Origin of the sequence: Brachyspira pilosicoli, assembly GCF_008016535.1 — a bacterium.
Taxonomy (GTDB): domain Bacteria; phylum Spirochaetota; class Brachyspiria; order Brachyspirales; family Brachyspiraceae; genus Brachyspira; species Brachyspira pilosicoli_A.
This window is the reverse complement of the sequence record NZ_SAXY01000043.1, coordinates 1-26,473: the sequence shown is the minus strand read 5'-3', so window position 1 is coordinate 26,473 and position 26,473 is coordinate 1. Positions and strand designations below refer to the sequence as shown.

Here is a 26,473-nt window from a genome sequence, read left to right as displayed (position 1 = left end):
AAATACTATTTATAATTGACTTTTTAGTTTTTATATGTTATTTTTAAGGGAATAAAATTATATAAAAATATGTTAACATTTTAATAATATTATCGATTATATTATCTGTTAAAAGTAGTTGACTTTTTTCAAATTTATAATGTAAATAACAAATAATTTAACTGAGAAGGTTATATGATACCAAAATTACATTTGAGATTAGTAGAAAGATTTAGAGATGTCTTTGGACAAAAAGGCGAAGTAAAATTGTATTTTGCTCCAGGAAGACTAACTTTTATAGGTGAACTTATAGACTATTCTGGCGGTGATACTATAACTGCTACTGTTGATAGGGGTACTTATTTAGTAGTAAGAAAAAGACCTGATAATAAAATTAATATTTATGGTCATTCATTTAAAGCTAAAAAATCATTTACTTTTAATGAATTAGAAAAGAATAAAGAAGATGAATGGGCTATATATTTCAAGGGTGTTTTTTCAATATTATTGGAAAGAGAATATAAAATAACTGGTATGGATATTTATGCATATACAGATTTACCTTTTAATACTTCATTAGCTTCATCTAGTTCATTATGTGCTTGTTTGACTTATGCTATTTTTGATATAAATGCTTTAGATAAAACTGATATTATAGAATTAGCAAAATTGTCTTATGAAGGAGAGATTAAATACGCTTCTCATAGAACTTCGTTAAGCGATCACATTACTATATTTTTAGGAAAAGAAAATAGTTTATTATTATTTAATATGTTAAAAATGAGTTATGAATATTTGGATATAAATTTTGGTGAATATTGTATAGCTGTAGTTAATAGTAATAAAAAGAGAACTTCCAGTGATAGCGAATATAATGCTAGAAAAAGAGAATGCGATAATGCTTTAAAAAAGCTTAAAGAAAAAAAGTCCTCTATTAAATTCTTATCAGATTTAAAGCCAAAAGATGCTGATTTTATTAAGGAAACATTGCAAAATAAAGAACAAAGAAGAGCTTTATATGTATCTTCTGAGGAAGATAGGGTAAATCAGGCTGTTAAGGCTATAAAGAAAGGTGCTATTAAAGATTTAGCAGCATTAATATCAAAAACTCATGAGGGTTTAAGTAAGTTGTATGAAGTTTCTACTGCAGAGCAAGATATTTTAGTAGAGGAAGCTTCAAAGATGGATGGAGTTCTTGGTGCACGTATGATTGGTACAGGTTTTGGCGGCGGAGTTTTAATTGTACTTAAGAAAGCTGAAGTAGAGAATGTAATAGAAGCTTTATATTCTAATTATAAAGAAAAAACCAGAAGGGATGCTGATGTTTATATTGTAAAACCTACTAATGGCGTTAGAATGCTTCCTATAGAATAATAATTAAATATTGGAAAATATTATGACATTATCTGAAATAAAAAATATTGTATTGGAAATTAAAGAGCAGACTGAAATTTTAAGGGGGTATCTTTGACCCTGAAGCTATATATAAAAGGGTAAAAGAGATTGATGAAATATCCTCAAAAGATGATTTTTGGAATGATAATATTGCTGCTCAAAAAGTAATGAAAGAGAGAATGCTTCTTCTTGATAAGATAGAGCCTATTGAAAACTTAATAAAAAATGCTAATAATATTTATGAACTTGTTGAAATGGCGATAGAATCAAATGATACAGAAATGGAGAAAGAATTAGAAACTGAATGTATTGAACTTCAAAAGGTTTTTAATGAATTAGAGACTAAGAATCTATTTTCTGGAGAGTTTGACAGCAAGAATGCATATTTAACTTTAAATGCTGGGGCAGGCGGCACTGAGAGCTGCGATTGGGCTTCTATGCTTTCAAGAATGTATGTGCGTTTTTGTGAGAGGCATGGTTTTACAGTTGAGACTACTGATGAGCTTCCCGGTGATGAGGCTGGTATAAAACAAATAAGTTTTTATGTGCAGGGGCTTTATGCTTATGGATATTTACGCTCTGAAATAGGGGTGCATAGGCTTGTGAGAATATCGCCTTTTGATGCTAATGCTAAGAGACATACTTCCTTTGTTGCTGTGAGTGTTATGCCGGATATAGATGAAGATATTGAAGTTGAAATTAATCAGGCTGATTTGAGAATAGATACTTACAGAGCTTCCGGAGCTGGCGGTCAGCACGTTAATAAAACTTCTTCCGCTATAAGGATAACCCATATACCTACAAATATAGTTGTTCAATGTCAGGCTGAGAGAAGTCAGCATAACAATAAAGATATGGCTATGAAAATGCTTAAGGCTAAACTTTATCAATTAGAAAAAGAAAAACTTGATAAAGAAAAACAAAAAATAGCGGGTGAAAAAACTGATATTGCTTGGGGTAATCAGATTAGAAGTTATGTTTTTCAGCCTTATCAGATGGTAAAAGATTTGAGAACGGGGCATGAAACTGGTAATATGAACTCTGTAATGGACGGAAATATTGATGAGTTTATATCTGCTTATCTAAAACAGCAAATAAAAAAATAATTATAAAGTATTTCTTTAGTTATACGATTATAAAAACAGTATTGAAATTTATTAAAACATTTCAATTAAATCTTAATAAAAAATGGAATTTATAAATCAATGTCAAATAAAAAGTTTAATTTAAAAATTGCCACTATTGCTTCTTGGGTACTATTATTTTTCGCTTGGATATTTTTTTACGCTGTTACACAAAGACCTACTGCTGTTTTTTGGATTGTATTAGCTATTACTTTAATAATTACAACAATTACTGTTATAATAGAAAAAAATAATATAATCTCTCTATTAAAAACTAGATTTGTTCATAAAGCTTTTTTTGGCATACTTTCGCTTCTTATAATTTTAGCTATATTAGTAGGGCTTTATATTATAAGTGTAAACTTTCCAATAAGATTTGATTTAACACAAAATAAATCATACACAGTTTCTCAGCAAACTATGGATGTAATTTCTAGAATAGATAGTCCATTATCAATAGTTGTTTTAAGGTCTCCGAGTACAGACCCCACTTCTGCTGATTGGCGTTCTGATTTATTATTAGACCAATATCAAAGATTAAGCAAACATATTACAGTTGAATATATTAACCCAATAGAAAAACCTTCTGCTAAAAGTAAATATCAAATGACTCAGGTTGGCGAGATAATTTTTAGTTATAATCAAGGTAAACAGGTGAGAGTATATAGAAAAGATTTAACTACTCAATCTAAGGTTACTTCAGAGCCTTTATTTGTTGGCGAAGAGAAATTCACTCAGGCTATATACACTTTATTAGAACAAGAGTCTTATGTTGTGTATTTTACAGTTGGTCATGGAGAGAGACAATTACAAGATAGAGGAGGGGAGGGGTTATCTTATGTTAAAACTTATTTGGAAAATGAAAATTATAAAGTAAGAGATTTAAATATTATATTAGAAAATATTCCAACAGATGCTTCTTTAATTGTAATAGCTTCTCCTATTGAAACTTTTAGTGATTTTGAAATGGAAAAATTAGATAATTATGTAAAAACAGGCGGAAAATTGCTTGTGCTTTATGATAGTTTTATGGATAGAAGTAATTTTAATTCTAATTTAGATGTATTTTTATCTGATTGGGGATTTAAAACTAAAGATGATTATATAATAGACCCTGTATCAAGCGTAGTTATACCTGTTAATGTAGTTCCGCAATATACTACTCATCCTATAACACAAACTTTAAAAGAGGGTAATGTATTTGCTTGTTTAGTTGTGGCAAGAAGTATTTTATCTGGAGAAAGCAAGTATGGAGGAAGTTTTGAGAATATAATTACTACTTCTCCTCAAGGCTATGGTAAACAGGAAGCTACTTTTGATTTATCTCGTGCAAGATTTAATCCTAGAACAGATATTGCTGGTCCTGTACCTTTGGCTATTGCTGGAACTTATGATATTGAGGGAAGAGATGTGCCTGCAAGAATTGTTGTATTTGGAGATGCTACTTTTGCTCTAAATGCATATATTAATCCTGAGCAAGGTCAATCTGTGGATGTTGCTTTTGCAGGTAATAAAGATTTATTTATGAATACAGTCGCTTATCTATTAGAAGCAAGACAAAAGATAACTATAAGACCAAAAGAGGCTAGTATTAAAAATCTTACTCTTACAACAACTCAAACTAATTTTATAAGATATGTTGCTCAAATTGGTTTGCCTTGTTTGTTTGGTATATTAGGTATTCTTATATGGTTCTTAAGAAGAAGATAATAAATACAAAAGGTGTACAGTTAATATAATATGTATAATATAAAAGAATTATATAAAAAATATTCATATTATATTAATTATGCATTATTAGTATTTATAAATGGTTTGGCTAGTGTATTAAATTATGTTTCTTCAATTTATGTAAATAGAAGTTTATCAATATCTGATTTTGCTCATTATAATGGCATCATAAATATATATTCTATAATAGTTTTAACAGTATCTAGTTTCAGTTATTATATAATGCATAATTATAAAGATGATGAAGATGCTAAAGTCTATTGGGCTTATGGGTATATTATTGCATCTGTGATATCTATATTATATATATTATCTATACCGCTTATTGATATACTTTTTAATATAAAAAGCTATACTTCTCTTTTTATAATATCTATTGGAATATTTGCTACTATTTTAACTATAGTGTCGCAATCAATACTAAAAATTAATAATTATATAGCTTATGATTATATTGCAAGTTTAATAGCAATATTTATAGCAAAAATTTTACTTTTGGCATATTTTATTATAACGTCTCTTACATTAGAAAAAGCTATTATATCTGTAACTTTATTTTGTATTTTATATTTAATTATTAATTTGATAGAACTAAAAAAGCTTAATCTTCCATATTTTATTTCCCTAAAAAAAATAAATACATATTTCTCTAAACAAAACTTATATGTATTTTTAACTTATATAATAAATATTGTTATAATAAATTTTATATTTAATTGGATATCATTAAGCGATGTATTAATGGCTAACAGATATTTAGATAAAACAAGTGCAGGCTACTATTCTACAATATCATTAATAATAAAAATGTTTTTTTATATAGGCACACCAATAGCTTCAGTGATGTTCTCTTATATATTAATTTCTAAAAAAGACAATAATACAAATAAAGAAAAAAAGATACTTTATTATTCTATATCACTTTTTGTATTTGCTTCTATTTGTTTGTCAGCATTTTTAATTATATTTGCTAAACAAGTTGTATTGATACAGTTTACAAATAGATATGAAGCTATTATTCCATTAATCCCGCAGGCTGCAATATTTGGTTTTTCTTTAGGGTTTACTGTTATTACGTTTAACTACGGACTTGCATATAAATTATTTGCACCTTTTTACGGATACTTAATTATATTTGCTTATGTGTATTTTTCTTTAAGAAATGGACTTAGAACTTTTGAAAATTTTATGTTTGTAATGAAAGTATTTTTTATAACATTATTAATATACAATATTTTAATCATATTAATGCATAGAATAATATTAAAATCTAATAAAAAAATTAATTTTTAAGAAAAATACATAAATACTATTGACATAGTTATTATTTTTATTAAAATTAAACTATCAAGTTTTAATAATGGGTTTGTATTATGAATAAGAAGACTAACAAGACAATTAAATTTCCAAAATCATCAACAATATTTATAGATGGGCAAGATCCTAAATATAAATTCTATATAATTATCAAAGGCAAAGTTTTAGCATATAACTATTTTGCAGATGATTATACTATAGAATATAAAGAAGATGAAATAATAGGCTTATTTAATGCTGTTATAAATGAACCTTATACATCAATAATTAAGGCAATAGAAGATGTTGAAGTTTTGGAAATGAATGTTTATGAGATAGAAAAGATTGAAAATGCTAATATAATAAATAAAGTTTATGAATATTTGCTTCTTAATTTGGAGAGATGGATTAATAGATATTATTATTTTTTGAATAAAGTTAATACAGGCTATAATTATTATACTGATAAAAATAGAATAGATATGATAAGTATGGCTAATATTTATTAAGAGAATGGCTATACTGATGCAGCATCAAAAATATATGCTAAATATTTGGAATTAAATCCTAATGCTGAAGATGTCGGAGTTATTAGAAATAAAATAGATACTTTAGGAACGATAGAAGAGCCTGAATATATAGATAATAATGTTTATAAGTTTAAAAAGGGATATTTTTTATATACAGAGTTTCAGTATAATTATTACATATATATTATTAGATATGGAAAAGTTGGCGTATATAATATATTTAATTCCAGACAAGTTACAAGAAGAGTATGCGTAAATAATGAAATACTTAATGGATATGCCCCTAAAAGCGATATTAGACCTCTTTTTACTACAGCAATAGTGTTGCAGGATTCTGTTATACAGCTTGCTAAAAAAGAAGAGTTTATGGAATTGGTATTAAGAGATAATAGTATAAGACTCTATCTTATAAAAGTTATGAGTATGAGAGTTTATATTACAATATCTAGAATAAAATCTTTTAATGCTAATAATAATGTCAGCAAGTTTGTAATTATATTAGAAGCTTTAATTAAATATGAATTAATATTCAAAAACTCAAAACAAATAATATTCCCATACAATTTTAATGATCTTTGTTCTATGGTTGGCCTTACAGCTGATGCTAATAAAGAAGCAGAGTTGAAAAAAATAAAGTCTGTTTCTATAATGGATGACGGACATATTATGGTAAAAGATACATAAGAGTTTTATGAAGAATATAAAATATATAAACAAAGAACATCAAATAAAATAAAGAAATAATAAATTAAATAATAAAATATGATAAATACTCTATATTTCCTTTAGAGCCTTTTATTGGGGATATAGTTCTATTTATCTCTTTAAACCCGACTGCTGTAATTCTATTAATTGCATTATTAACTATTTTTTCTCTTAATATATCATCTTTAATAATTCCTCCTTTTGAAACTTCGCCTTTTTCTGCTTCAAATTGAGGTTTAATAAGACTTACCCAATATTCTAAATCATATAATTCTTTAAATATAATAGGAGCAATTTTTGAAATAGATATAAAAGAAACATCGCTAACTACAATAGAAGGTGTTTCTCCTTCAAACATTTCTCTTTTTATATCTTTAGCATTAAAATCTTCTATTGAAATTACTCTTTTATCATTTCTTAATTTGTATACAAGCTGATTATGACCAACATCTAAAGCATATACTTTTTTAGCACCATAAGAGAGAAGGCAATCGGTAAATCCACCCGTAGAAGCTCCTATGTCTAAACATATTTTATTTTCTACAGAAAGATTAAATTCCAATAATGCTTTCTCTAACTTTTCTCCAGCTCTAGATACATATTTTTTATTTTGTATTATTTCTATTTTATCAGTATCTTTTATTTTTTGAGCCTTAGAAGTTACTTTAACACCATTAACAAATACACATCCAGCTAATATTATATCCTGTGCCTTGGACCTGCTTTCAGTATATCCGTTATGATGTACGTATTCATCTAATCTCATTTATAATATTATTCTAATCCGCCAATAAATGTTTTAATAATGCTCAAAGCATTTTTTTCTTTATCTCTTGTATTTACTTTTATTAACATTTGAGTATGATTAGCCTCTAATATATTTGAAGTTAAATATACAGATTCAAAATTTTCAGTATACTCATCTCCAATACCATATAAAGCTAAATTAGAATTTAACTCTAAATATAATACAAAACTATTATTTTTAGCTAAATTAATTTTATCTTCGCTTAGCTTAACATTAGGCATTTCATTATTCATTATTTTTTCTATAACAGTAGGATTACTAGTCATATAAAGTATAGAATCTTTAACATAACAAGTATAACCTCCAAGTGTATATATATCATTATTAACTTCATCAGACAAAGCATCTAATATGATTTTGATTGTGTTTTCATCAGTAATGGAAGCAGAAATAAGTAAATCAGGGTCTTCGTTTTCATTGCTGTCCCATTCAGATACAAATATATCGCCGCCCAAAAGTTCTATAAGTTTATAAACATCGATTCCATACTCTTCTAATTCTTCAAAATCTTCACTAAATGGAAATTGTTCTCCAAACATAGTTTTTAAATGCTTAGAAAGTTCAGTGCTGTTAAAAGCTAATGACAAAAATCCATAATTATTCTCACCATTAACAAAAGTATATATATTATCAGCTAATTCTTTTTTTAGTAAAGAACTATCATAAGGATAATTTGGAGAATATGTATCTACTACTATATCAGCATTTCCAATATTAAAATTAACCTTAGCTGTCAATATAGCATCTTTATAACTTTCTTTAGATATACTATCATAACTTCTTCCAAATAAAAACTTTGTAAACTCATCATTATCTACTATAAAGCAATCTTCTAAATCAACCCAAGCATAAAAATCATTAGTTTGGCTTTCTAATTCCATAAACTTTTCATTTGTAAGAGGAGAAGCAGTATTAAATATTGAATCAGCTATATTTATAATATTATTTTCTTTATTAAACTCATCATTATACCAATAAACATCATCTAATTTTGTTTCTACTGTAAGTACTTCATCATTCCAAGATATTAAAGTTGTATCATCAAGATAAAAATATCTGTAAGTATAATTATCGCTAAAAGATATTAATTTATCTTCTTGGCTTGCTATTTTTATCATAATTCTATTTAATTCAGCTGCATCTAATACATCAATTATTACAGCCACTTCTTGGTAACTATTAAATGAAACTATTTTTGAAGATTTAGAAAAATCTAATATCTGTTCTAATCTATTAGTCATAGCCTCTACTACATATTCATCATCTCTATATGCAGCAAAATTATCAGCAAACTTTTGCATAAACAATTTATTAAGAGTTTTTTGTAAATTAATTTCAGCTTTTGAAGATAATTCATTTAATTTTATAGAAAATACAGCTTGAGAAGTGCTTGGAATATATTTTGTTTCTACTGCTTGTATTACTGAAGTTGAAAATAGAGTTATCATTAAAACAATTATAGATATTATATTTTTCATTTTACTAAAACTCTCCTTAAATTTTATAAAGCAACCTGATATATTATATTAGACTAAAAATTAAAAGTCAAGTATAATATAAAATAAATATTTTAATCTATCAAATAAAAAATATTTCAAAATGCATAGTTAATTAGTTATATATATAGGGGTATTATATAAAATGAAAAGAATATCTAAAGTTTTTGCATTATTGCTGTTGTTTATAGTATCATGTAATTCAAATATCAATGATAGAAAAATAACTAAATCTGCTTTATTAAATGAACATAATGCTTCTGTTGTAAACACAGAGTTTAATGGCAGCAAAACAATTATAGTATACTATTCTTGGAATGGTAATACAGAAATAGTAGCTAATAAGATTAAAAAAATTACAGGAGCTGATATATATAAAATTACCACAAAAATACCATATCCAAATGAATATGATGATATAGTAGCTCAAGTAGAAGATGATATTGATAATAATAAGCTTCCAGAATTGAATGGCAGTGTTGATTTATCTAGATATGATAATATTATTATAGGATACCCTATATGGCTAGGTGATATGGCTTTGCCTATGAAAAGTTTTTTGATAAAGAATGATTTAAAGGGTAAAGATATAGCACCTTTTATATTAAATGAAGGCTCAAGAGTATATAAAAGCATTTCTTATATAAAAGAAACATGCCCCGACAGTAAAATATTAAATTATATATCTATAAAAAGAAAAGATGTATCTGATTTAGATTCAAAAATTAATAATTGGCTAAAAAAAATAAAAGTAGATATATCTAAATAATTTTTCAATATTATGTTAATATTTGCATAAAGAAAAAAAATAGTATACAATTTACATAATAATAATAATTGTTATTTGGAGATATATTTATGAAAATAGATAATAGAGTATTGATATCTGATGATGGTCATAGAATGTATACTTATATTTTTACTCCAGACACTCAGCCTAAGGCAATAGTACAAATAGTTCATGGACTTGGCGAGCATGCTGGTAGATATAAAGAACTAGCTAGCAAATTGGCAGAGAATGGTTTTTTGGTATGTGCTGATGACCATAGAGGTTTTGGAAGAAGCACGGTTAGTAAAGATGGTATAGGACATATTGCTGATAAAAATGGTGCTGATTTAATATTAGGAGATATGAAGCATCTTATGGTTACAGTAAAAGCTGATTATCCTAATATCCCATATTTTATGCTAGGGCATAGTATGGGCTCTTTTTTAACAAGAGGCTTTTTAATAAAATATCATAAAGATTTAAATGGTGCTATTATAATGGGTACTAAGGGAAAACCTAATAAAATAGAAAGTATTGGCAAATTAATAGCAAATGTTCAAAAGTCAATTTTTGGAGGAAGGAAAAGAGCTAAATTATTAGATAAATTATCTGTTGGAGGATATGGAAAAAAATATTTTCCTAAAGATAAATCAGATTTAGCTTGGCTTACTTCAGATAAAGAAGAGATTAATAAGGTATTAGAAGATGAGTATTTTGCTAGTAAGCCTGCTAGTATAGAAACTTATATACAATTATTTAATTTGATAGATAAGATTTCAGATAAGGATAATTATTCTAATATGAGTAAAGATTTTCCTATACTTTTAATATCTGGTGATAAAGACCCTGTTGGAAATATGGGAAAGGGTGTAAAATGGGTATATGAAATGTATAAATCTTTAGGTTTTAATGATGTTAATATAAGTTTATATAAAGACGGAAGACATGAGATATTAAATGATGTGCAAAGATATGATGTAATGAATGAAATAGTTGAGTGGCTTAATGCTCATATTTAATTAATGAAGATAAGGAAGTTATGTGTTATGGCTAATTTAATTGAAAGATTTAAAGAATTAGAACCAATAAAAAGTAATATAGATTTGGCAATAGAGTCTATAATTAATTGTTATAAAAATGGAAATAAAGTTTTAATAGCCGGCAATGGGGGAAGTGCTTGCGACAGTGAACATATTGCAGGTGAGTTATTAAAAAGTTTTGTAAAAAAAAGACCTATAAAAGAAGAGATTAGAAAAGAGCTTTTATCTATGGAAGACGGAGAATATATTGCTGATAATTTAGAAGCTCCTCTTAGGGCCATTGCTTTAACTTCTCATATGGGGCTTTCTACTGCATATTTAAACGACAGAGCCCCGTATTTAATATTTGCTCAGCAGTTATTAGCTTTTGGAGATAGTGGGGATATTTTTATTGCCATAAGTACATCTGGCAATGCTAAAAATATTATACATGCTTCTAAAGTTGCTAAGGCTATGGGAATAAAAATAATATCTTTTACCAACAATAATGGCGGCAAACTTGCTGAAATGGCAGATATTGCTATAAAAGCACCTGCAAAAGAAACATATATTGCTCAGGAATATCATGAAGCTATTTATCATGAAATTTGTATAAGAGTAGAAGAATATTTCTTTAAAGAAGATAGATAATAATAGTTTATGAAAATACTTCTAATAAAACAAACTTCTCTTGGCGATGTGCTTCATGCAACACCTGTTATTAGGGCATTAAAAAAATGGAAAAGCGACTGCACTATTGATGTAGTAACAGATAAAAGAGCTTTAAGCATACTTGAAAATAATCCATATATAAATAAATTATATGTACTTGATATATATAAATACGAAAAAGAAATATTTGCTTCGCCTTCTAAATTTTTCTCTACAATTAAAGAGTTTTTTTTTCATATTAAAGAAGTGAGAAAAGAGCATTATGATATAGCAATAGATTTACAAGGTCTTGAAAGAAGCGTTATATTTCTTTATTTGTGCCATTCAAAAAATAAGTTTGCCAAAGGAAAATGGTTTGGAGTTAAAAGCAATTATTATAAAGATATTAATGCTATAGTTGGTTTAATTTCATTTTTGGATTATATTGACTGCCCGAGTGATGGTACTGACTTAGATTATTTTTTGCCAAGCAATATAGAAGATATTTTTAATAAAAAAATAGAAAGTTTAAATATAAAATTAGATAAAGATTATATTTTGTTTTCTCCTTTTTCAAGGTGGGATACTAAAGACTTATCTGTAAAGAAGTCTAGGGAGATAATTGAAGAGATAAGAAAAATAAGTAAAATACAAATAGTGGTGTCAGCAACAAAAGACTATAATGAAAAATGCATTGAAATAGCCAATGGTTTTGAAAATGTATTAAACACATCGAGCTATTTTAATTTAAATGAATTAGCTTATTTAATAAAAGAGTCATTGGGAATGATTACAGTTGATTCTTTTCCAATGCATACGGGGTGTGCTTTTAAAAAACTGCTTATAGCGATATTCGGTCCAACTAGTGAAATTAGGGTAGGGCCTATAGCAGAAAACTCTGAAACAATTAGGGTAGAGGGTTTAGAATGTGCAAGATGCTACAAAAGAAAAAACTGCCCAAATAATCATGTATGTATAGAAGATATAGATGCAAAATTGGTAGCAAATAGGATACTTCAAAAAATAGGGTATTTATAATAATATACTTGTTTAAAAACTACTTGAGAAGATTACTTTTATAACTAAAAAATTTATTTTTGATAAAATATAATTGTATTAAATAATATATTATACTAATAAAAGAACTGGGGGTTTACCCTACGGGTACGCTTTGCAGGGGGGCAAAGCCCCAATTATAAATTTAAAATACTAAAAAATTAAACAGTATAACTATTTATTAATTTAGTTTTGAAATAAATCTGCTTTTTATATAAAAATATATTTTAATAATTAGGAGCTTTAGAAGTAATTTTTACATCATGTACATGGCTTTCTGCAAGACCTTGATTTGTAATCTTCAAGAATACTGCCTTTTTCTGTAACTCTTCTATAGTTTTAGCACCAATATAACCCATTCCAGAACGAATACCGCCTGTAATCTGATAAACAACATCAGCAACATGTCCTTTATATTCGGTAACCCCTTCTATACCTTCAGGAACAAATTTAGATTTATTTACAACCTCGCTTTGAAAATATCTGTCTTTACTTCCATGAAGCATAGCACCAACAGACCCCATTCCTCTATAAGGCTTATATTTTTTACCGTCTATTATAATAACATCACCTGGAGCCTCATATGTAGAAGAGAAAAGTCCTCCAGCCATTACAGCATCAGCCCCTATAGCAAAAGCCTTTACTATATCACCAGAATATTTTATACCGCCGTCAGCAATAGCACCCACATTATTTTGTTTAGCTATCTCAGAAGCATCTTCTATAGCAGTAAGCTGAGGAACCCCAACTCCTGCAATAATTCTTGTTGTACATATAGAGCCAGCACCTATACCTATTTTTATAGCATCAACTCCCGCATCAATCAAAGCCTTAGCTCCGTCCTTTGTAGCAATGTTTCCAGCTATAACTTCTACTTGAGAATATTTCTTTTTAATATCAGCTATTGCATCTAATACATTTTTTGAATGTCCATGTGCTGTATCTATTACTATTACATTTACACCAGCTTCTATTAATTTCTCTGTTCTTTCATATCTATCATCAGATATTCCTATAGCAGCAGCAGCAATTAAAGAACCTTTTTCATCAATGCTTGCTTTTTCTTTATTTTCTATATTTTTAAAACTTTTTACAATTTCTACTTCTTTAGCCTGTTGTTCTAAAGGCATATTTTTATGTATAACTCCCAAAGCTCCGCATAAAGCCATTGCTATAGCCATTTTTGATTCTGTTACTGTGTCCATAGGGGAACTTATTAATGGAGTTTTTAATGTGATTTTTTTTGTTAATTTTCTTTCTAAAGATACATCTTTGGGAAGAATATCTGATTCTTGGGGTACTAATAATACATCGTCAAAGGTTAGAGCTTCTTTCAAATTAGCTGGCATAAGATAAAATCCTTAAAATAAAAATTCAATAAACAGTTATATAATAAAACTATTTTTATTGCAATTGTTTTTTATTATATTTTGTGTTTAGGAGCCATACATATTGCACGTTTTTTTAGTTTAAAAAAAGTAGGTATTCCTTATAATATATATAGTTCAAATTTAAAGGAATACCTATGAAAGAATATACTTCAAATCAAAGAAAAAAGATAGTTCTAAAAATTAATAAAGTTAAAAATAAAGAAGTATTAGCTTTAAAATATAAGATTAGTATTAGAACATATTATTATTGGAAAAGCCAATTAGAAACTTATTCTATTATAAAACCTAAATCTACTAAACCTAAAACTAATAAAAATAAATTGAAAAATAAAAAGATTATTAAAAGAATAATTGAAATAAGAAAATTATACGGTTATGGTAAATTAAAAATAAAAAAACAATTAGAGTTAGAAGACATTAAAGTAGGAACAACAGCTATAGAAACTGTTCTAAAAGAAAATAATTTGTATAGAAGTAAAAAGAAAAAAATTAAGAGAAAACATAAAGGAAAGCATGCTATTTATATTAAAGAAGCAGGAGAAAAGGTACAAATAGATGTTAAATATGCTTTTTTTGGAGAAATACATTATTATCAATTTACTGCTGTAGATATAGCAACAAGAATGAGCTTTAGATATTTATACAATGAAAAAAGTCCATACAGTACCATTGATTTTATGAAACGGCTTATAGATTATTTTCCTTTTAGAATACATTGTATTCAAACGGACAATGGTACAGAATTTACTTACCGTAAACATTCATTTAATACTGAACACCCATTAGATATATTTTGTAAGAAAAACTATATTAAAAGGGTTTATAGTCCAATTGCATCACCTTGGTATAATGGCGTAGTAGAGAGTGCACATAGGCTAGACCAAAAAGAATTCTATGACTTTTGTACACAAGAATTAACCTTAGAAAAAGCAAATCTAAAATTAAGGAAATATAATAACTTTTTCAATCACAAACGAATACATTCTGCTTTAAATTATGATACACCTATGCTATACTTTAAGAAATTAAGGAATTCCTAACTGCAATATGTTTGGCACCTGTGCATTTTATTATATTTTGTTAGATATACTTTTAAATTTAAATAGAAATTAAATGCAGTATAAAACTAATAACGCCACTATAATTTTTTATAATCTATTTTGTAAAAATGATTTTAAACAATGAGAAGAAATTATATATAAAAAATCGTTTATAAAACTATATTATATATTTAAAAAAGTGTATGAATAATGAATTGAGATTATATAAAAATAAGACTAGAATATTCATTATTCTAGTCTTATTTTAATTAATTATTGTTCTACTAAAATATTTTTTTCAGTATTTTTATCAAAAATATGAAGTTTGCTTAAATCGAAATGCATAAATGCATGTTGATCTCTAGAATAATCATCACTAGTATTAATTCTTATAGTAACATGTGAATCTCCAAAGTTCATATATAAATAACTTTCAGAACCAATCACTTCAATTACGTCGATTATAGCTTCTATAGAATTAGTGCCAGAATTATTTTTATCTAAAATAATATTTTCTGGTCTAATACCTAATGTAACTTCTTTATCATTATAAGAATCATCTATTTTATCAAGCCTAGGGTCATTTAATTCTATTTCATATTTATCAAAACTAGCATACCATTTAGAATTTTTCTTAGCAAGTTTAGCATTGATAAAATTCATTTGAGGAGCACCAATAAATCCTGCTACAAATAAATTTTTAGGATGATTATAAAGAGTTTTAGCATCATCCACTTGCATAATATCCCCATCTTTCATAACAACAATTTTAGTACCCATAGTCATAGCTTCAACTTGGTCGTGTGTAACATATACAAATGTTGTTTGTAATTGTTTATGAAGTTTAATTAATTCAGTACGCATCTGAACTCTTAATTTAGCATCAAGGTTAGAAAGAGGTTCATCTAATAAGAAAACGGATGGATTTCTTACCATAGCTCTTCCCAAAGCCACCCTCTGACGCTGACCACCAGATAATGCTTTAGGTTTTCTATCAAGCAAATGAGCTATATCAAGTATTTGCGCTGCCCATTCAACTCTTTTTTTAATTTCATCTTTTGGAGTTTTTCTAAGTTCCAAACCAAAAGCCATATTCTTAAATACAGACATATGCGGATATAAAGCATAATTCTGAAATACCATAGCAATGTCTCTATCTTTTGGAGCTACATCATTTATGAGTCTATCTCCAATATAAAGTTTACCGTCTGTAATTTCTTCAAGACCAGCTATCATACGTAAAGTTGTAGATTTACCACAGCCTGAAGGCCCTACAAGAATTACAAATTCCTTGTCGGCTATATCCAAACTAAAGTCTTTAACAACCTCAACTTTGTTGTCATATACTTTTCTTACATGCTCAAATTTTATGCTAGACATAATATTATAACACCTTGCTTTTTTTATTTTTTATTTTAATACTTTTTATAAAATATTAAATTATTTACTATAATTATTAAATATAAAAAACTTATATTCTAAAGTTTAATAAATTTTTAGCCAATTGTCAAGCTTTTAACAAATATAATTTTACTTTTTTATGTCAATCTTTCACATTTATAACCGATAACATATAAATTAAAAAGATATACATATTTTTAACAGCTAATAAGATAATAATTTTATATTATTAAATTACCGCTTATCTTTTTACCATTCTAAAATCTAAATTTTCAGGAGCTTGTTCCTCCATTCTTACTTTTTTTATAAGTTCTTTATTAAATTCAACACCATCTTTTTTAGATTTTAGCATAGCAATATATTCAAAATAAACATCAAGTATATAGTTTTCTCCCTCCCTTATAGTAATCTGTTCCATTTTAAATATTTTTTCAAGTTTTTCATACTGTTTTAACGCCAAATACGAACGTGCGGCATATATAGCTATTTTTTCATAATATCCATATTTTTCGTATAGTTGTATTATTTTATCATATTCTTTTAAATAGTCTAATAAATAAAAATACTCAGCTAAAAAAGCTTCATCTATTTCTTTTCCATCAAAAATACTAATAGTATTTTCCATATAATAGAGAGCTTTTTTATAATCGTCTTTATTTTTATAATATACAGATATATTTCTGTAAGCAATTGCTGTAGGTTTAATATCTATTGATTTTAACCATATTTCTAAAGCTTTATCTTCTTCAAAATTTTCATAATATATAATTCCGAGATGTAAAAGAGAAGCTGCGTTAATTTTGCTAGAATTTTCTAATATATCTTTATAATCTATCATATATGATATTGGCAATTCTTCAGTTTCTAACTCATTCATATATCCATTTTCTAATAAATCAAGCCATATTTTGCAATCTTCTTTTATAGAATCTTTTGGGAATTTAAGTGCAGAAGGAGATTTTTTTAACTTGTATTTTTCTCTTCTAATATCTTCTAAAGCTCCCCAACCATTGCCATAGAATAAAACTTCATTAATTTCTAAATTTGATTCTTCTGAATATATTTTCATAAGGCTGTTCAAATAATTTTCATTAATATTATTATCAACTATTTTTTCTACTTTTTCTCTAGCCTTAGAATAATCTTCAGCAAATATATCATCATAATTATCTTTTAAATTATCAAAACTAAATGCCTGAATAAATTCTATTATACTGTTAGCATCCATATCAAAACCATTAACCTGAGTAGGCATTATACCAGCCTGAAGTTCAATATATTCTCCTTCGTTGTCTTTAGATAAAAAGCTTTCCCACTTTCTTCCGCCTTTCAAATTACCCCAGCAAAACATTTTTCTATATCTTAATTTATTTGTAGACCTTTCAAAAAACATAAAGCCATCATTATAAACAGCAGCTTCCCAAGGACTAATAGTATCTTTTTTAGTTTGAAAGAAGTATTCACTAGAATATTGGAAATTAAGCGGATAACTTCCATCTTCTACAAATGGAGTTTTTGGTAGTTTAGAAGCTCCAAATTTTTTTATAGCGTTTTCAGTAGAACCAACACTATCTTGATAAATATAAACTATATCTTCTGTAGAAGAAAAAACTCTTATATTTTTCTCTTCTCTAACAGCAATATTAGTCCACCAATACATAGATTTCTTATAGTCATCATCATTAATGATTTTTATATATGCATATAGATTTTTATCTCCATCTAATAATCTAAAATCTATTTGATAATATATTCTCTTTGTTCTTTCAAATTCATAAATTCTTAGAAACTCTTCATTATTTTTATCTTTCACTGTAGCAAAAAACAAAGGTTCGCATGTCTGAAGAGAATGACCAAACTGAGACACATTCCATTCTATTCCTCCAGAAAACCATGCATTCCTTGTAGCTAAATTGGCAAGCTGAAAAACAGGATTTTTAAATAGAATTTCTTTTCCTGTTTCTTTATCTTGCATAGAATATAACCTACCGCCATATTCACATAAAAAAACCGCCTTAATTTTATCATTTTCTATAACAACAGTCTTTAATTTTATATTAGTTCTATTTCTATCATATCTATCCTGAAGTTTATATGGTAATACTCTAAGACCAATTTCATAGCCTATATTTTCCATACTTTCTTCTGTGAGAGTACCATCACTTTGAATAGGTTTATCTTTTTGTCTATCTCTAAATATAGGTAAAGGATTTTCTCCTTTTAATAAACTTCCTTCTATTTGCAAATTGGAAATATATATTTTCATTTAAAATCCTTGATTATCCTTTTATCGCACCGCCAGTAACATTAGCAATAATTTTCTCTGAAAGTATAATATATAGTATAAAAGTAGGCAAGAATACTATAACAACCGCAGCAAACATACCTGCCCAATCACCGGTATATCTCATAGATTGAATCATAGAGAATAAGCCTACAGCAAGGGGTCTCATATTAGAATTATTAGCAAATATTAAAGCCATAAAATATTCGTTCCACACAGTAATAAAGTTGAAAATAGTAACTGTTATTATACCGGGCTGAGCCAATGGAAGCATTATTATCCAAAAAGTTTTCATAGGGCTGCATCCATCTATTGCTGCAGCTTCTTCAAATGTAAATGATAAATTTTTAAAGAAAGCTATGAGAAAGAATACAGTAAAAGGTATATTAATTCCTATGTAAAGTATTATTAATACCAATCTTGAATTAGTCATTTTAAGTGCAGTTACTATACCAAAAAGAGGCATAATAATCATAATAGCAGGTATACCTAAAGCCATTACAAACACTTTTTGTATTGCATTATTAAATTTAAACAGAAATCTTGCTAAAATATATGCAGCAGGTGCTCCAACTAATACTATTCCGAAACAAGAAATAATAGTGTATATAATGGAGTTTAAAAAATATTTAGCTACATTATGTGTAACTAATGCTTTAACATAATTTTCCGGATGCAAACCATCTTTAAATAAAGTATTTTGAAATATATTTGGTGTAGTAGAAAAAGAAGCCAATATTATCCAGCCTATAACTAAAAAAGTAAAAGCACACCAAAGCGATAATAAAGCATATCCTGGCAATAAATCAATTTGTTTATATTTTTTAGTCATTATTTTTCCCTTAAGAATTAAAATTCCAATTTTTTGTCTTTAAATATGGCATTTGTAATAATAGAAGATAAAACAATTACCAAAGTAAGTACTACTCCGACAGCAGCACCATTACCAACATTTCTATCTATAATAACATTATTATTAGCTCCAAACACTTCCTGATACATGTAAACCATAGGTGTAACGGTTCCCGGCTCTGGTATTAATGGAGAGAATAATTGCGACCAAACAAAAAAGCCTACAGCATTAATTGTCCATAAAACTACATTTGTTCTCATAATATCAGACAATAAAGGAAGAGTAATTTGGAAAAACTGCTGAAATGCATTTGCCCCATCAATAGTAGCTGCCTCATAAAAGTCTTTAGGTATTCTATCTATTCCTGCTATAAAAATAAGCATAAAATATCCAACCATACCAAAAGAATATGCTATAACCAATGCCATAAATACATTATCAGGAGAAGTCCATTGCATTTCTGCTAATTTATCTAAATGCAAAAAACTAAATACATTTTTTAGAAGTCCATATCTTGCATTATAAACATAATGAATCCACATAGTAGCCATAGCAACAGCAGATACTACGTTAGGTAAATATATAACTGACCTATAAAAAGATTTGAATTTTACTCCAGAAGTAAGAATAACTGCAAATAGTATGGCAAAAAAGAATATTATAATTCCACCTATAAGCCATATGAAGAAAATATTTTTCATAGACTGCATAAATACTTGACTATTTAACAGATTCATAAAATTCCCTAAACCTACAAAAGACCATTCAGACATTTTAGCCGATATAGAATCCATCTTAAAAAAACTCATTAAAATAGTTTTTATTGTAGGATAAAGAAAGATAAGTATATAAAGTAAAACTGCAGGAGCCAAAAAGAGAATAATCATAGGCAATCTAGTCTTTTTTAACATACTACTACTCCTATATAAAACTATGTTATTATGAAGTATAATTCATAATAACATAGTAATTAAGCATTTTTTATTATTTTATTTTTTTACTTCAGCTACGAATTGTTCAGCAGTGCTTTTACCAGTAAGAACACCTGTGAAAGCTGCTGTTATAACTGGAGTTTTATCAGGATTAAATTCAATACCTCCAGCCCAAGGATAGCAAGAACCTAATTTAGAGAATACCTCTTTAGCATCAGTTAATTGTTTAGGCCAGTCAGTAGTATTAGCCATAGGTACGCCATAAGTTTTTTCTGCTAACTGTTTATCCCATTCTCCAGTAGTAAGATGAACTATTAATTGGAATACTTCTTCTGGATATTTAGTATTTTTATTAACTTGGAAAGATTGTCCGCCATAATTTAAATCATAAAGACCAGATACTCCGTTAGGAACTGTAGGATAAGGGAATTGTCCCCAAGGGAAATCAGGACCTGTAGTAGGCATTATTTCATTAACAAGCCAAGTACCATTCAAATACATAGATACTTCGCCGTTTGCTATTTCTTGCTGACCTTGAGGATATTTATTTCCAGCTACGTTAGGAGATATATAGCCCAATTTATACATCTCTTCCCAATCTTTAGCAGCTTGTAAAACTGCCGGATCGTCCCATAAACCTTGTTGTACTAATTTTTTTACCCAATCAGAACCTTTATATCTTGCTATTTGATATCCGATTATTACATCAACATAAGCATCATCTACAGTTATAGGTATATATCCTGCTGCTTTTAATTTAGCACAAGCATCTTTAAACTCAGCCCAAGTTTCTGGAAGTTTTGTGATTCCTGCTTTAGCAAAATGGTCTTTGTTATACATGATTAGGAAAGTAAATGGCTGATATGGTACAGCATAAAGTTTACCGTCTTCAGAAAAAGTTTTACCTAAATCTAAAAGAGATTTAATTACAACATTTTGATATGCCTTTCCATCTGTTCCGTCATAACTTTTAGCAACATATTCGTCTAAAGGCAAAGCATACTTTCCCCAAGTTCTTATAGTTCTTTCTAAATCTTCATCCCATAAATCTATAGCCTGATTATTATCGAGAGCAGGCTGAAGAGTTTTTCTTATTTCTCTTCCGTTCCAGTTTACTTCTACAGCAACATCTGGATATTTTTTCATATAATCTTCTATTGCTGCTTTAATAACCTGTCCTTGTGGCTCTACTTCATTCCACATAGACCAATATACAATCTTTTTTTTGTTGGAATCATCTGCTTTACCGCAAGAGAACAAGAAAAAAACAAATACAAAACTACATAATAATAGAAGAACTTTTTTCATATTGAAAACTCCTAAATAAGTATACTACAAAGTATAATAATTTTTAACATCGTTGTCAATAAATAGATATGTTATTAATAATGAAATTATCATTTAAAAGAAGACATATCTATAACTTTATGTTCTAATCTTGATTTTTCAAGAGCAAATGCCATAAGATGACTTTTTAAAGATACAGAAGCAGAAGTAAATGGTTCTGTTTCTCCTCTTAAAGCACTTACAAAACCAGCCATAAATCTATCATCACCGCCATCATGACCAGAAACTTCAGGATTAGATTTTTGAGCTTCTTGTAATGGGTGATAAACTGTTAGATTTTTATTTTTATAATCACCATCACCAGCACCAAATACTGATACTTCTACAGTATCTGTTTCTGTAGTTGCTCTTATCTGTCCATGAGAACCCATAACTTTAATTGTTCTGCTCATCTCATCAGTAAATGCAGTCAATTCAAAAGTAACTGTAGTTCCGTCATTAAACTCAATAATATTAGACATATGATCGCAAACATTATTATCGCAATGATAAACACATCTTCCATAAGGACTAGTTTTTAAAGCCTCAGTCAATGCTTCTTTAGTATTTGCAGGAGCAACAACTGTAGCAAAAGATCTCTCTCTCTTATCCATTAAATGATAATAAACATCAACACTGTAAGGACAAGTTTTATATACAGGACATTTATCAGAACATCTCTCAGTAGCACCTTTAGGAGCACATTCTTTCTTGAAATGTCCTAAATTACCAAAACCAGCAACATGAGTGCATTCTTTATCATCACCAACTAAAGAAACTAAAATATCTAAATCATGGCAGCTTTTAGCCAATATTATAGGGCTTGATGTATTAGAATTGCCCCAATTTCCTCTAACAAAACTATGTGCCATATGAAAAGCTAAAATATTTTCATTATGTGCAATAGTTTGAACCTTACCAATAACTCCGCTTTTAATAATTTCTTTTATTTTCATGAAGAAAGGAGTGTATCTTAATACATGTGCCACCATTACTATCAATTTCTTTTCATTTGCAAGATTAACCATATCAATACATTCTTGTATATTCGGAGACATAGGTTTTTCAAGCATTAGATGATAGCCTCTTCTTAAACATTCCATAGCTGGAAGATAATGATCTTTATCACTAGTAGTAATAAATACACCATTAACATTTTTGTCTTTAATATACTCGAGCATAGGCTTCCAATCTGAAAATATTTGCTCTTGTTTTAACTCATGGAAATCGCCTACAATTTTTCTTCTCTCTTCTGAAATATCAGCTATCGCTACTAATTCGATATCATTTGAATGCTTCTTTATGTAAGAAGAATAAGCGAATAAATACCTGTTTCCAGCCCCTATAACTGCTATTTTTATTTTATTACTCATAATGTAATAACTCCTCATTTAATTAATTTTTTTATATTTGTTATTTATTTCCAAAATATGAAGTACTTTCAAATATATACTTTTTCAAAAATAAAAATGCTATAACCATAGGTAAAAGTGCAAGTAAAGAACCGCACATTATAACAGGATACTCAACTAAAGAGTTAGTAACCAAAGTGGATACTCCTACAGACAATGTATATTTATCTTGAGAAGAATTTACTATCAATGGCCAAAGCAAATTATTCCATGCATTTAAACCTGCTAGAACCGCTAAAGATAAACAAGTAGGCTTAGATAAAGGCAATATTACATGCCAAAATACTCTAAAATCATTAGCTCCATCTAATACAGCCGCTTCATATAATGACATAGGCATTATAGCATAAGCCTGCCTAAACATAAATGTACCAAAAGCACTAGGTATTAAAGGCAGCATAATGGCTAATAGTGTATTTGTTAAACCCATCTTTTGTATTAATAAAAATTGAGGCAATACATAAACTTGAGATGGAACCATAAGTACAGCTATGAAAACTATAAGAAGTATACGCCTCAATGGTAATTTTAAAAATACTAAACTATATCCAGCCATAGCAGAGAATAAAACCTGAAATATAACAACAACAATTGTAACAATAACAGTGTTATAAAACATTATCATAAAAGGAATAGTTTCAAATAAACTTTTAAAATTGTTTAAATTAATAGATTTAGGAAAAAATACCATAGGAACACTAATACTCTCTTGATATGTTTTAAAACAAGTAAGAAGAAGTATTATAAAAGGAAATATGCTAATAATAGCCCCTATAGTAAGGAAAATGTATATTATTACATTCCCAATTTTCTTTTCATTTTTAATAGATGCTGTTTTCAACATGTTAAACCTCAATTTTGATCATAATGAACCCAGTATTTTTGTAAAACAAACTGTATTATAGTAATAATTAATATGATTATTAAAAATATTACTGATAATGCACTGGCAACACCTTTTTGATTGTTAACAAAAGCATATTCAAAAAAAGTGTATATAACAGTAGAACTTTCTTGAGCAACTTTAGTATTTGCTGTTATGAGTCCGTATATAGATTCAAAGACCTGTAAAGAACTTATTGTAGTTAATACTGTTACAAAAAATAGAGTAGGAGATATCATTGGTATTGTTATATTAAAAAACCTTGATACAGCATTAGCTCCATCTATCTTAGCTGCCTCATAATATAATGTAGGTATATTTTGTAAGCCCGCATATATTATAATCATATTGTATCCAACTCTGCCCCAAACACCTATTAATACTATTACAAAAAACAAAGCATCAGATTCTCTAAGCCATGGAACCCCTACAAATCCCATAGAAACTAATATAGCATTGGCAAATCCAAAATCATAATTAAATATCCACTTCCAAATAGCTATTATTGCTATAGGCATTGCTATAACAGGTAAATAGAATAATACTCTATATATACCCACTCCTTTTATATTTTTATTCAAAGCTATAGCAAATAATAAAGAAAGTACTACACTTAATACAGTTGTAACAATAGCATATTTCATAGTAAAAATAATACTATGAGACAAATGTTCATTATTTAATACCTCTTTATAATTGGATAGCCCAACCCAACCAACTACATTATCAAAATAATCTATTTCCAAAAAACTATTAATGATATTTTGAACGAAAGGATAATAGTAAAATATTGCTAAACCTAAAAATGTAGGCAATATAAAAGCAAAAGCAACTAATATCCCTCTGATTCTATAATTGTTAATCATAATAATATCTGCCTATTAATTTTTTATTATTTAATATAACCTCTTACATTTTCAGAAAGAGCTTTTAATGTATCAGATGCTGGTTTATTTTCTTGTACTATAGATTTTACAGCTGTATCCATATCTTTAAAATATCTTGTAAACTCTAATGTAGAAGGATAAGGGAAACTATTAGTACAACTATAAACTATATTTGATATAGATTCTTTACTTACAGGTAAATTTTCTGTTTGTATGCTGATATAAGGCTCTGACAATGGGAAGAAAATACTAGTTTTAGCCTGTATTTCTAAACCTTCTGGAGAGTTCATAAACTTAAAGAACTCTATAGCAGCCTCTTTATTTTTACTTTTAGCAAAAATAGCATCTCCAACAGAATGTAAACAACTAGGATTTCCTTCTGTAATAACAGGAAGAGGTAAAATTATAGTATTAGACAATAATTCTGGATTTTTTTGCATAGAATATAATAATGTGCTTAAGTCCTGTAATATAGCAGATCTTCCAGCTAAATAATCTTCAGCAACTCTTATTTCACTATTAGGGTCTCTAGACCAAGGCTCATTAATTATTTTTGTATATAATTCTATAGCTTCTATTGTTTTAGGGTTATCCCAACCTATGTTAGTGCCATCTTTTATATCATAACCGCCATTACCAAAAACATAAGGTAAATAACCATTTTGTTCATTTAATTCCAAACCATATACATAACTATTAGCTGGCAATTTAGGTTGAAGTTCTTGAGCAACTTTTACTAAATCATCTAAAGTCCAATTATTATTAGGTATAGCAACATTAGCATCTTTAAATATTTTTGTATTAACAAAACATACTATAGAGTCCATACCTTTAGGAATAGCATAATAATTATTATTTTTAAAATAAATATCATGTGCAGGTTTTGGCATATTATCTGCATAAGATTTTAATTCAGGATCATCATTTATGAATGTTAAGGGTTCTAATATATTAGCAGATATGTATGTAGGAGCATTAGGGAAATTCATCCAAAATACATCTGCCATATCACTGCTTGAAGCTGCTGATTGTAACTTAGTGAAATATTGTTTAAAAGGTACTATTTCAGCAATAACCTGTATATTTGTATATTTTTCTTCAAAAGCCCTTTTTAAAGCATCAAAAGTATCATTATATGTAACATCCCAATACATATATCTTATTGTTGTTTTACCTTTGCTAGAAGAGCCTCCCGAACAGGATATTATAGCTAACAATAAAAATAAAAAACATAAACTTTGTCTAAAAAATCTCATAATAGACTTGTTTCAAAAGTACTTGACAAATCAATTTATAGTTTCAAAGAAGTAAGAATTATGTTAATATATTCGTAAAAAAGGATTTTATAAAAATGATTGATTGTCAAAGTGTGATTGGCTTAAAAAAACATATTTATTTCTTTTAGAAGAATTAAGAAAAGTATATAAAGGTTTTAATAATGGCAGACCAAGAAAACTTTCTTTGGAAACTATGCTTTTTATCACTTTTATATATTTTAAACAATA

The 26,473-nt window shown here is 27.6% G+C and carries 21 protein-coding genes and 1 pseudogene; 10 read left to right on the top strand and 12 right to left on the bottom strand.

What is annotated here, in order from left to right; translation table 11 throughout:
- Window positions 1-174: 174 nt before the first annotated feature.
- The 5 genes and pseudogenes from galK to EPJ72_RS13755 all read left to right on the top strand — a co-directional run bounded on the left by galK (window position 175) and on the right by EPJ72_RS13755 (window position 6,739).
- Window positions 175-1,353, top strand: coding sequence for a galactokinase (gene galK, locus EPJ72_RS06750; RefSeq protein WP_147731436.1), 1,179 nt, complete (start codon window positions 175-177; stop codon window positions 1,351-1,353).
- 22 nt (window positions 1,354-1,375) lie between these two features.
- Window positions 1,376-2,480, top strand: a protein-coding gene (gene prfB / locus EPJ72_RS06745) for a peptide chain release factor 2 (RefSeq protein ID WP_199749270.1) whose coding sequence is annotated in 2 segments (ribosomal slippage) — window positions 1,376-1,447 and window positions 1,449-2,480 — 1,104 coding nt in all. Because the reading frame shifts where the segments join, the coding sequence is not laid out codon by codon here.
- A gap of 99 nt (window positions 2,481-2,579) precedes the next feature.
- On the top strand, window positions 2,580-4,208 hold the full coding sequence (locus EPJ72_RS06740) for a GldG family protein (RefSeq protein ID WP_147731435.1): 1,629 nt from the start codon (window positions 2,580-2,582) through the stop codon (window positions 4,206-4,208).
- A gap of 30 nt (window positions 4,209-4,238) precedes the next feature.
- Complete coding sequence (locus EPJ72_RS06735; protein ID WP_147731434.1) at window positions 4,239-5,522, top strand: lipopolysaccharide biosynthesis protein; 1,284 nt, start codon at window positions 4,239-4,241, stop codon at window positions 5,520-5,522.
- Between the two features lie 77 nt (window positions 5,523-5,599).
- Window positions 5,600-6,739, top strand: a pseudogene (locus EPJ72_RS13755) (cyclic nucleotide-binding domain-containing protein).
- A gap of 64 nt (window positions 6,740-6,803) precedes the next feature.
- Here the strand turns inward: EPJ72_RS13755 and EPJ72_RS06725 are convergent.
- Window positions 6,804-7,526, bottom strand: a complete 723-nt coding sequence (locus EPJ72_RS06725) for a TlyA family RNA methyltransferase (protein ID WP_147731433.1) — start codon at window positions 7,524-7,526, stop codon at window positions 6,804-6,806.
- Window positions 7,527-7,534: 8 nt separating this feature from the next.
- On the bottom strand, window positions 7,535-9,046 hold the full coding sequence (locus EPJ72_RS06720) for a DUF4836 domain-containing protein (RefSeq protein ID WP_147731432.1): 1,512 nt from the start codon (window positions 9,044-9,046) through the stop codon (window positions 7,535-7,537).
- 163 nt (window positions 9,047-9,209) lie between these two features.
- On the opposite strand from EPJ72_RS06720, the gene EPJ72_RS06715 reads away from it, so the two are divergent.
- The 4 genes from EPJ72_RS06715 to EPJ72_RS06700 all read left to right on the top strand — a co-directional run bounded on the left by EPJ72_RS06715 (window position 9,210) and on the right by EPJ72_RS06700 (window position 12,541).
- Window positions 9,210-9,833, top strand: a complete 624-nt coding sequence (locus EPJ72_RS06715) for a flavodoxin (RefSeq protein WP_147731431.1) — start codon at window positions 9,210-9,212, stop codon at window positions 9,831-9,833.
- An 89-nt stretch (window positions 9,834-9,922) separates the two neighbouring features.
- Window positions 9,923-10,852 carry an alpha/beta fold hydrolase gene (locus EPJ72_RS06710; RefSeq protein ID WP_147731430.1) on the top strand — a complete coding sequence of 310 codons (930 nt, stop codon included), beginning with the start codon at window positions 9,923-9,925 and terminating at the stop codon, window positions 10,850-10,852.
- A gap of 27 nt (window positions 10,853-10,879) precedes the next feature.
- Window positions 10,880-11,503 carry a D-sedoheptulose-7-phosphate isomerase gene (locus EPJ72_RS06705; protein ID WP_147731429.1) on the top strand — a complete coding sequence of 208 codons (624 nt, stop codon included), beginning with the start codon at window positions 10,880-10,882 and terminating at the stop codon, window positions 11,501-11,503.
- 9 nt (window positions 11,504-11,512) lie between these two features.
- Window positions 11,513-12,541, top strand: a complete 1,029-nt coding sequence (locus EPJ72_RS06700) for a glycosyltransferase family 9 protein (RefSeq protein WP_147731428.1) — start codon at window positions 11,513-11,515, stop codon at window positions 12,539-12,541.
- Window positions 12,542-12,786: 245 nt separating this feature from the next.
- Here the strand turns inward: EPJ72_RS06700 and guaB are convergent, their stop codons facing one another.
- Window positions 12,787-13,908 carry an IMP dehydrogenase gene (gene guaB / locus EPJ72_RS06695; protein WP_147731427.1) on the bottom strand — a complete coding sequence of 374 codons (1,122 nt, stop codon included), beginning with the start codon at window positions 13,906-13,908 and terminating at the stop codon, window positions 12,787-12,789.
- A 176-nt stretch (window positions 13,909-14,084) separates the two neighbouring features.
- Here guaB and EPJ72_RS06690 point away from each other — a divergent pair, with 176 nt between their 5' ends.
- Window positions 14,085-14,990: an integrase core domain-containing protein gene (locus EPJ72_RS06690; protein ID WP_147731426.1), complete on the top strand. Its 906-nt coding sequence runs from the start codon at window positions 14,085-14,087 to the stop codon at window positions 14,988-14,990.
- 273 nt (window positions 14,991-15,263) lie between these two features.
- Here EPJ72_RS06690 and EPJ72_RS06685 read toward each other — a convergent pair whose 3' ends face one another.
- From EPJ72_RS06685 to EPJ72_RS06645, 9 genes are all read right to left on the bottom strand, one after another.
- Window positions 15,264-16,370 carry an ABC transporter ATP-binding protein gene (locus tag EPJ72_RS06685; RefSeq protein ID WP_147731425.1) on the bottom strand — a complete coding sequence of 369 codons (1,107 nt, stop codon included), beginning with the start codon at window positions 16,368-16,370 and terminating at the stop codon, window positions 15,264-15,266.
- Between the two features lie 262 nt (window positions 16,371-16,632).
- Complete coding sequence (locus EPJ72_RS06680; protein WP_147731424.1) at window positions 16,633-18,657, bottom strand: DUF5107 domain-containing protein; 2,025 nt, start codon at window positions 18,655-18,657, stop codon at window positions 16,633-16,635.
- A gap of 13 nt (window positions 18,658-18,670) precedes the next feature.
- A complete protein-coding gene (locus tag EPJ72_RS06675; RefSeq protein WP_147731423.1) occupies window positions 18,671-19,507 on the bottom strand; it encodes a carbohydrate ABC transporter permease in 837 nt (278 codons plus the stop codon).
- Between the two features lie 17 nt (window positions 19,508-19,524).
- Entirely contained in the window at window positions 19,525-20,439 is a 915-nt protein-coding gene (locus EPJ72_RS06670) for a carbohydrate ABC transporter permease (RefSeq protein ID WP_147731422.1), read from the bottom strand.
- A gap of 78 nt (window positions 20,440-20,517) precedes the next feature.
- Complete coding sequence (locus EPJ72_RS06665; protein ID WP_147731421.1) at window positions 20,518-21,768, bottom strand: ABC transporter substrate-binding protein; 1,251 nt, start codon at window positions 21,766-21,768, stop codon at window positions 20,518-20,520.
- An 89-nt stretch (window positions 21,769-21,857) separates the two neighbouring features.
- Complete coding sequence (locus EPJ72_RS06660; RefSeq protein ID WP_158636888.1) at window positions 21,858-23,159, bottom strand: Gfo/Idh/MocA family protein; 1,302 nt, start codon at window positions 23,157-23,159, stop codon at window positions 21,858-21,860.
- Between the two features lie 40 nt (window positions 23,160-23,199).
- Entirely contained in the window at window positions 23,200-24,042 is an 843-nt protein-coding gene (locus EPJ72_RS06655; RefSeq protein WP_147731419.1) for a carbohydrate ABC transporter permease, read from the bottom strand.
- 8 nt (window positions 24,043-24,050) lie between these two features.
- On the bottom strand, window positions 24,051-24,947 hold the full coding sequence (locus tag EPJ72_RS06650) for a carbohydrate ABC transporter permease (protein WP_147731418.1): 897 nt from the start codon (window positions 24,945-24,947) through the stop codon (window positions 24,051-24,053).
- Between the two features lie 26 nt (window positions 24,948-24,973).
- Window positions 24,974-26,224 carry an ABC transporter substrate-binding protein gene (locus tag EPJ72_RS06645; protein WP_147731417.1) on the bottom strand — a complete coding sequence of 417 codons (1,251 nt, stop codon included), beginning with the start codon at window positions 26,222-26,224 and terminating at the stop codon, window positions 24,974-24,976.
- Window positions 26,225-26,473: the final 249 nt, after the last annotated feature.

Bases quoted from the DNA above. Each gene is read 5' to 3' on its own strand.
- galK (WP_147731436.1), top strand. From the start codon at position 175: ATGATACCAAAATTACATTTGAGATTAGTAGAAAGATTTAGAGATGTC.
- EPJ72_RS06740 (WP_147731435.1), top strand. From the start codon at position 2,580: ATGTCAAATAAAAAGTTTAATTTAAAAATTGCCACTATTGCTTCTTGG.
- EPJ72_RS06735 (WP_147731434.1), top strand. From the start codon at position 4,239: ATGTATAATATAAAAGAATTATATAAAAAATATTCATATTATATTAAT.
- EPJ72_RS06725 (WP_147731433.1), bottom strand. From the start codon at position 7,526: ATGAGATTAGATGAATACGTACATCATAACGGATATACTGAAAGCAGG.
- EPJ72_RS06720 (WP_147731432.1), bottom strand. From the start codon at position 9,046: ATGAAAAATATAATATCTATAATTGTTTTAATGATAACTCTATTTTCA.
- EPJ72_RS06715 (WP_147731431.1), top strand. From the start codon at position 9,210: ATGAAAAGAATATCTAAAGTTTTTGCATTATTGCTGTTGTTTATAGTA.
- EPJ72_RS06710 (WP_147731430.1), top strand. From the start codon at position 9,923: ATGAAAATAGATAATAGAGTATTGATATCTGATGATGGTCATAGAATG.
- EPJ72_RS06705 (WP_147731429.1), top strand. From the start codon at position 10,880: ATGGCTAATTTAATTGAAAGATTTAAAGAATTAGAACCAATAAAAAGT.
- EPJ72_RS06700 (WP_147731428.1), top strand. From the start codon at position 11,513: ATGAAAATACTTCTAATAAAACAAACTTCTCTTGGCGATGTGCTTCAT.
- guaB (WP_147731427.1), bottom strand. From the start codon at position 13,908: ATGCCAGCTAATTTGAAAGAAGCTCTAACCTTTGACGATGTATTATTA.
- EPJ72_RS06690 (WP_147731426.1), top strand. From the start codon at position 14,085: ATGAAAGAATATACTTCAAATCAAAGAAAAAAGATAGTTCTAAAAATT.
- EPJ72_RS06685 (WP_147731425.1), bottom strand. From the start codon at position 16,370: ATGTCTAGCATAAAATTTGAGCATGTAAGAAAAGTATATGACAACAAA.
- EPJ72_RS06680 (WP_147731424.1), bottom strand. From the start codon at position 18,657: ATGAAAATATATATTTCCAATTTGCAAATAGAAGGAAGTTTATTAAAA.
- EPJ72_RS06675 (WP_147731423.1), bottom strand. From the start codon at position 19,507: ATGACTAAAAAATATAAACAAATTGATTTATTGCCAGGATATGCTTTA.
- EPJ72_RS06670 (WP_147731422.1), bottom strand. From the start codon at position 20,439: ATGTTAAAAAAGACTAGATTGCCTATGATTATTCTCTTTTTGGCTCCT.
- EPJ72_RS06665 (WP_147731421.1), bottom strand. From the start codon at position 21,768: ATGAAAAAAGTTCTTCTATTATTATGTAGTTTTGTATTTGTTTTTTTC.
- EPJ72_RS06660 (WP_158636888.1), bottom strand. From the start codon at position 23,159: ATGAGTAATAAAATAAAAATAGCAGTTATAGGGGCTGGAAACAGGTAT.
- EPJ72_RS06655 (WP_147731419.1), bottom strand. From the start codon at position 24,042: ATGTTGAAAACAGCATCTATTAAAAATGAAAAGAAAATTGGGAATGTA.
- EPJ72_RS06650 (WP_147731418.1), bottom strand. From the start codon at position 24,947: ATGATTAACAATTATAGAATCAGAGGGATATTAGTTGCTTTTGCTTTT.
- EPJ72_RS06645 (WP_147731417.1), bottom strand. From the start codon at position 26,224: ATGAGATTTTTTAGACAAAGTTTATGTTTTTTATTTTTATTGTTAGCT.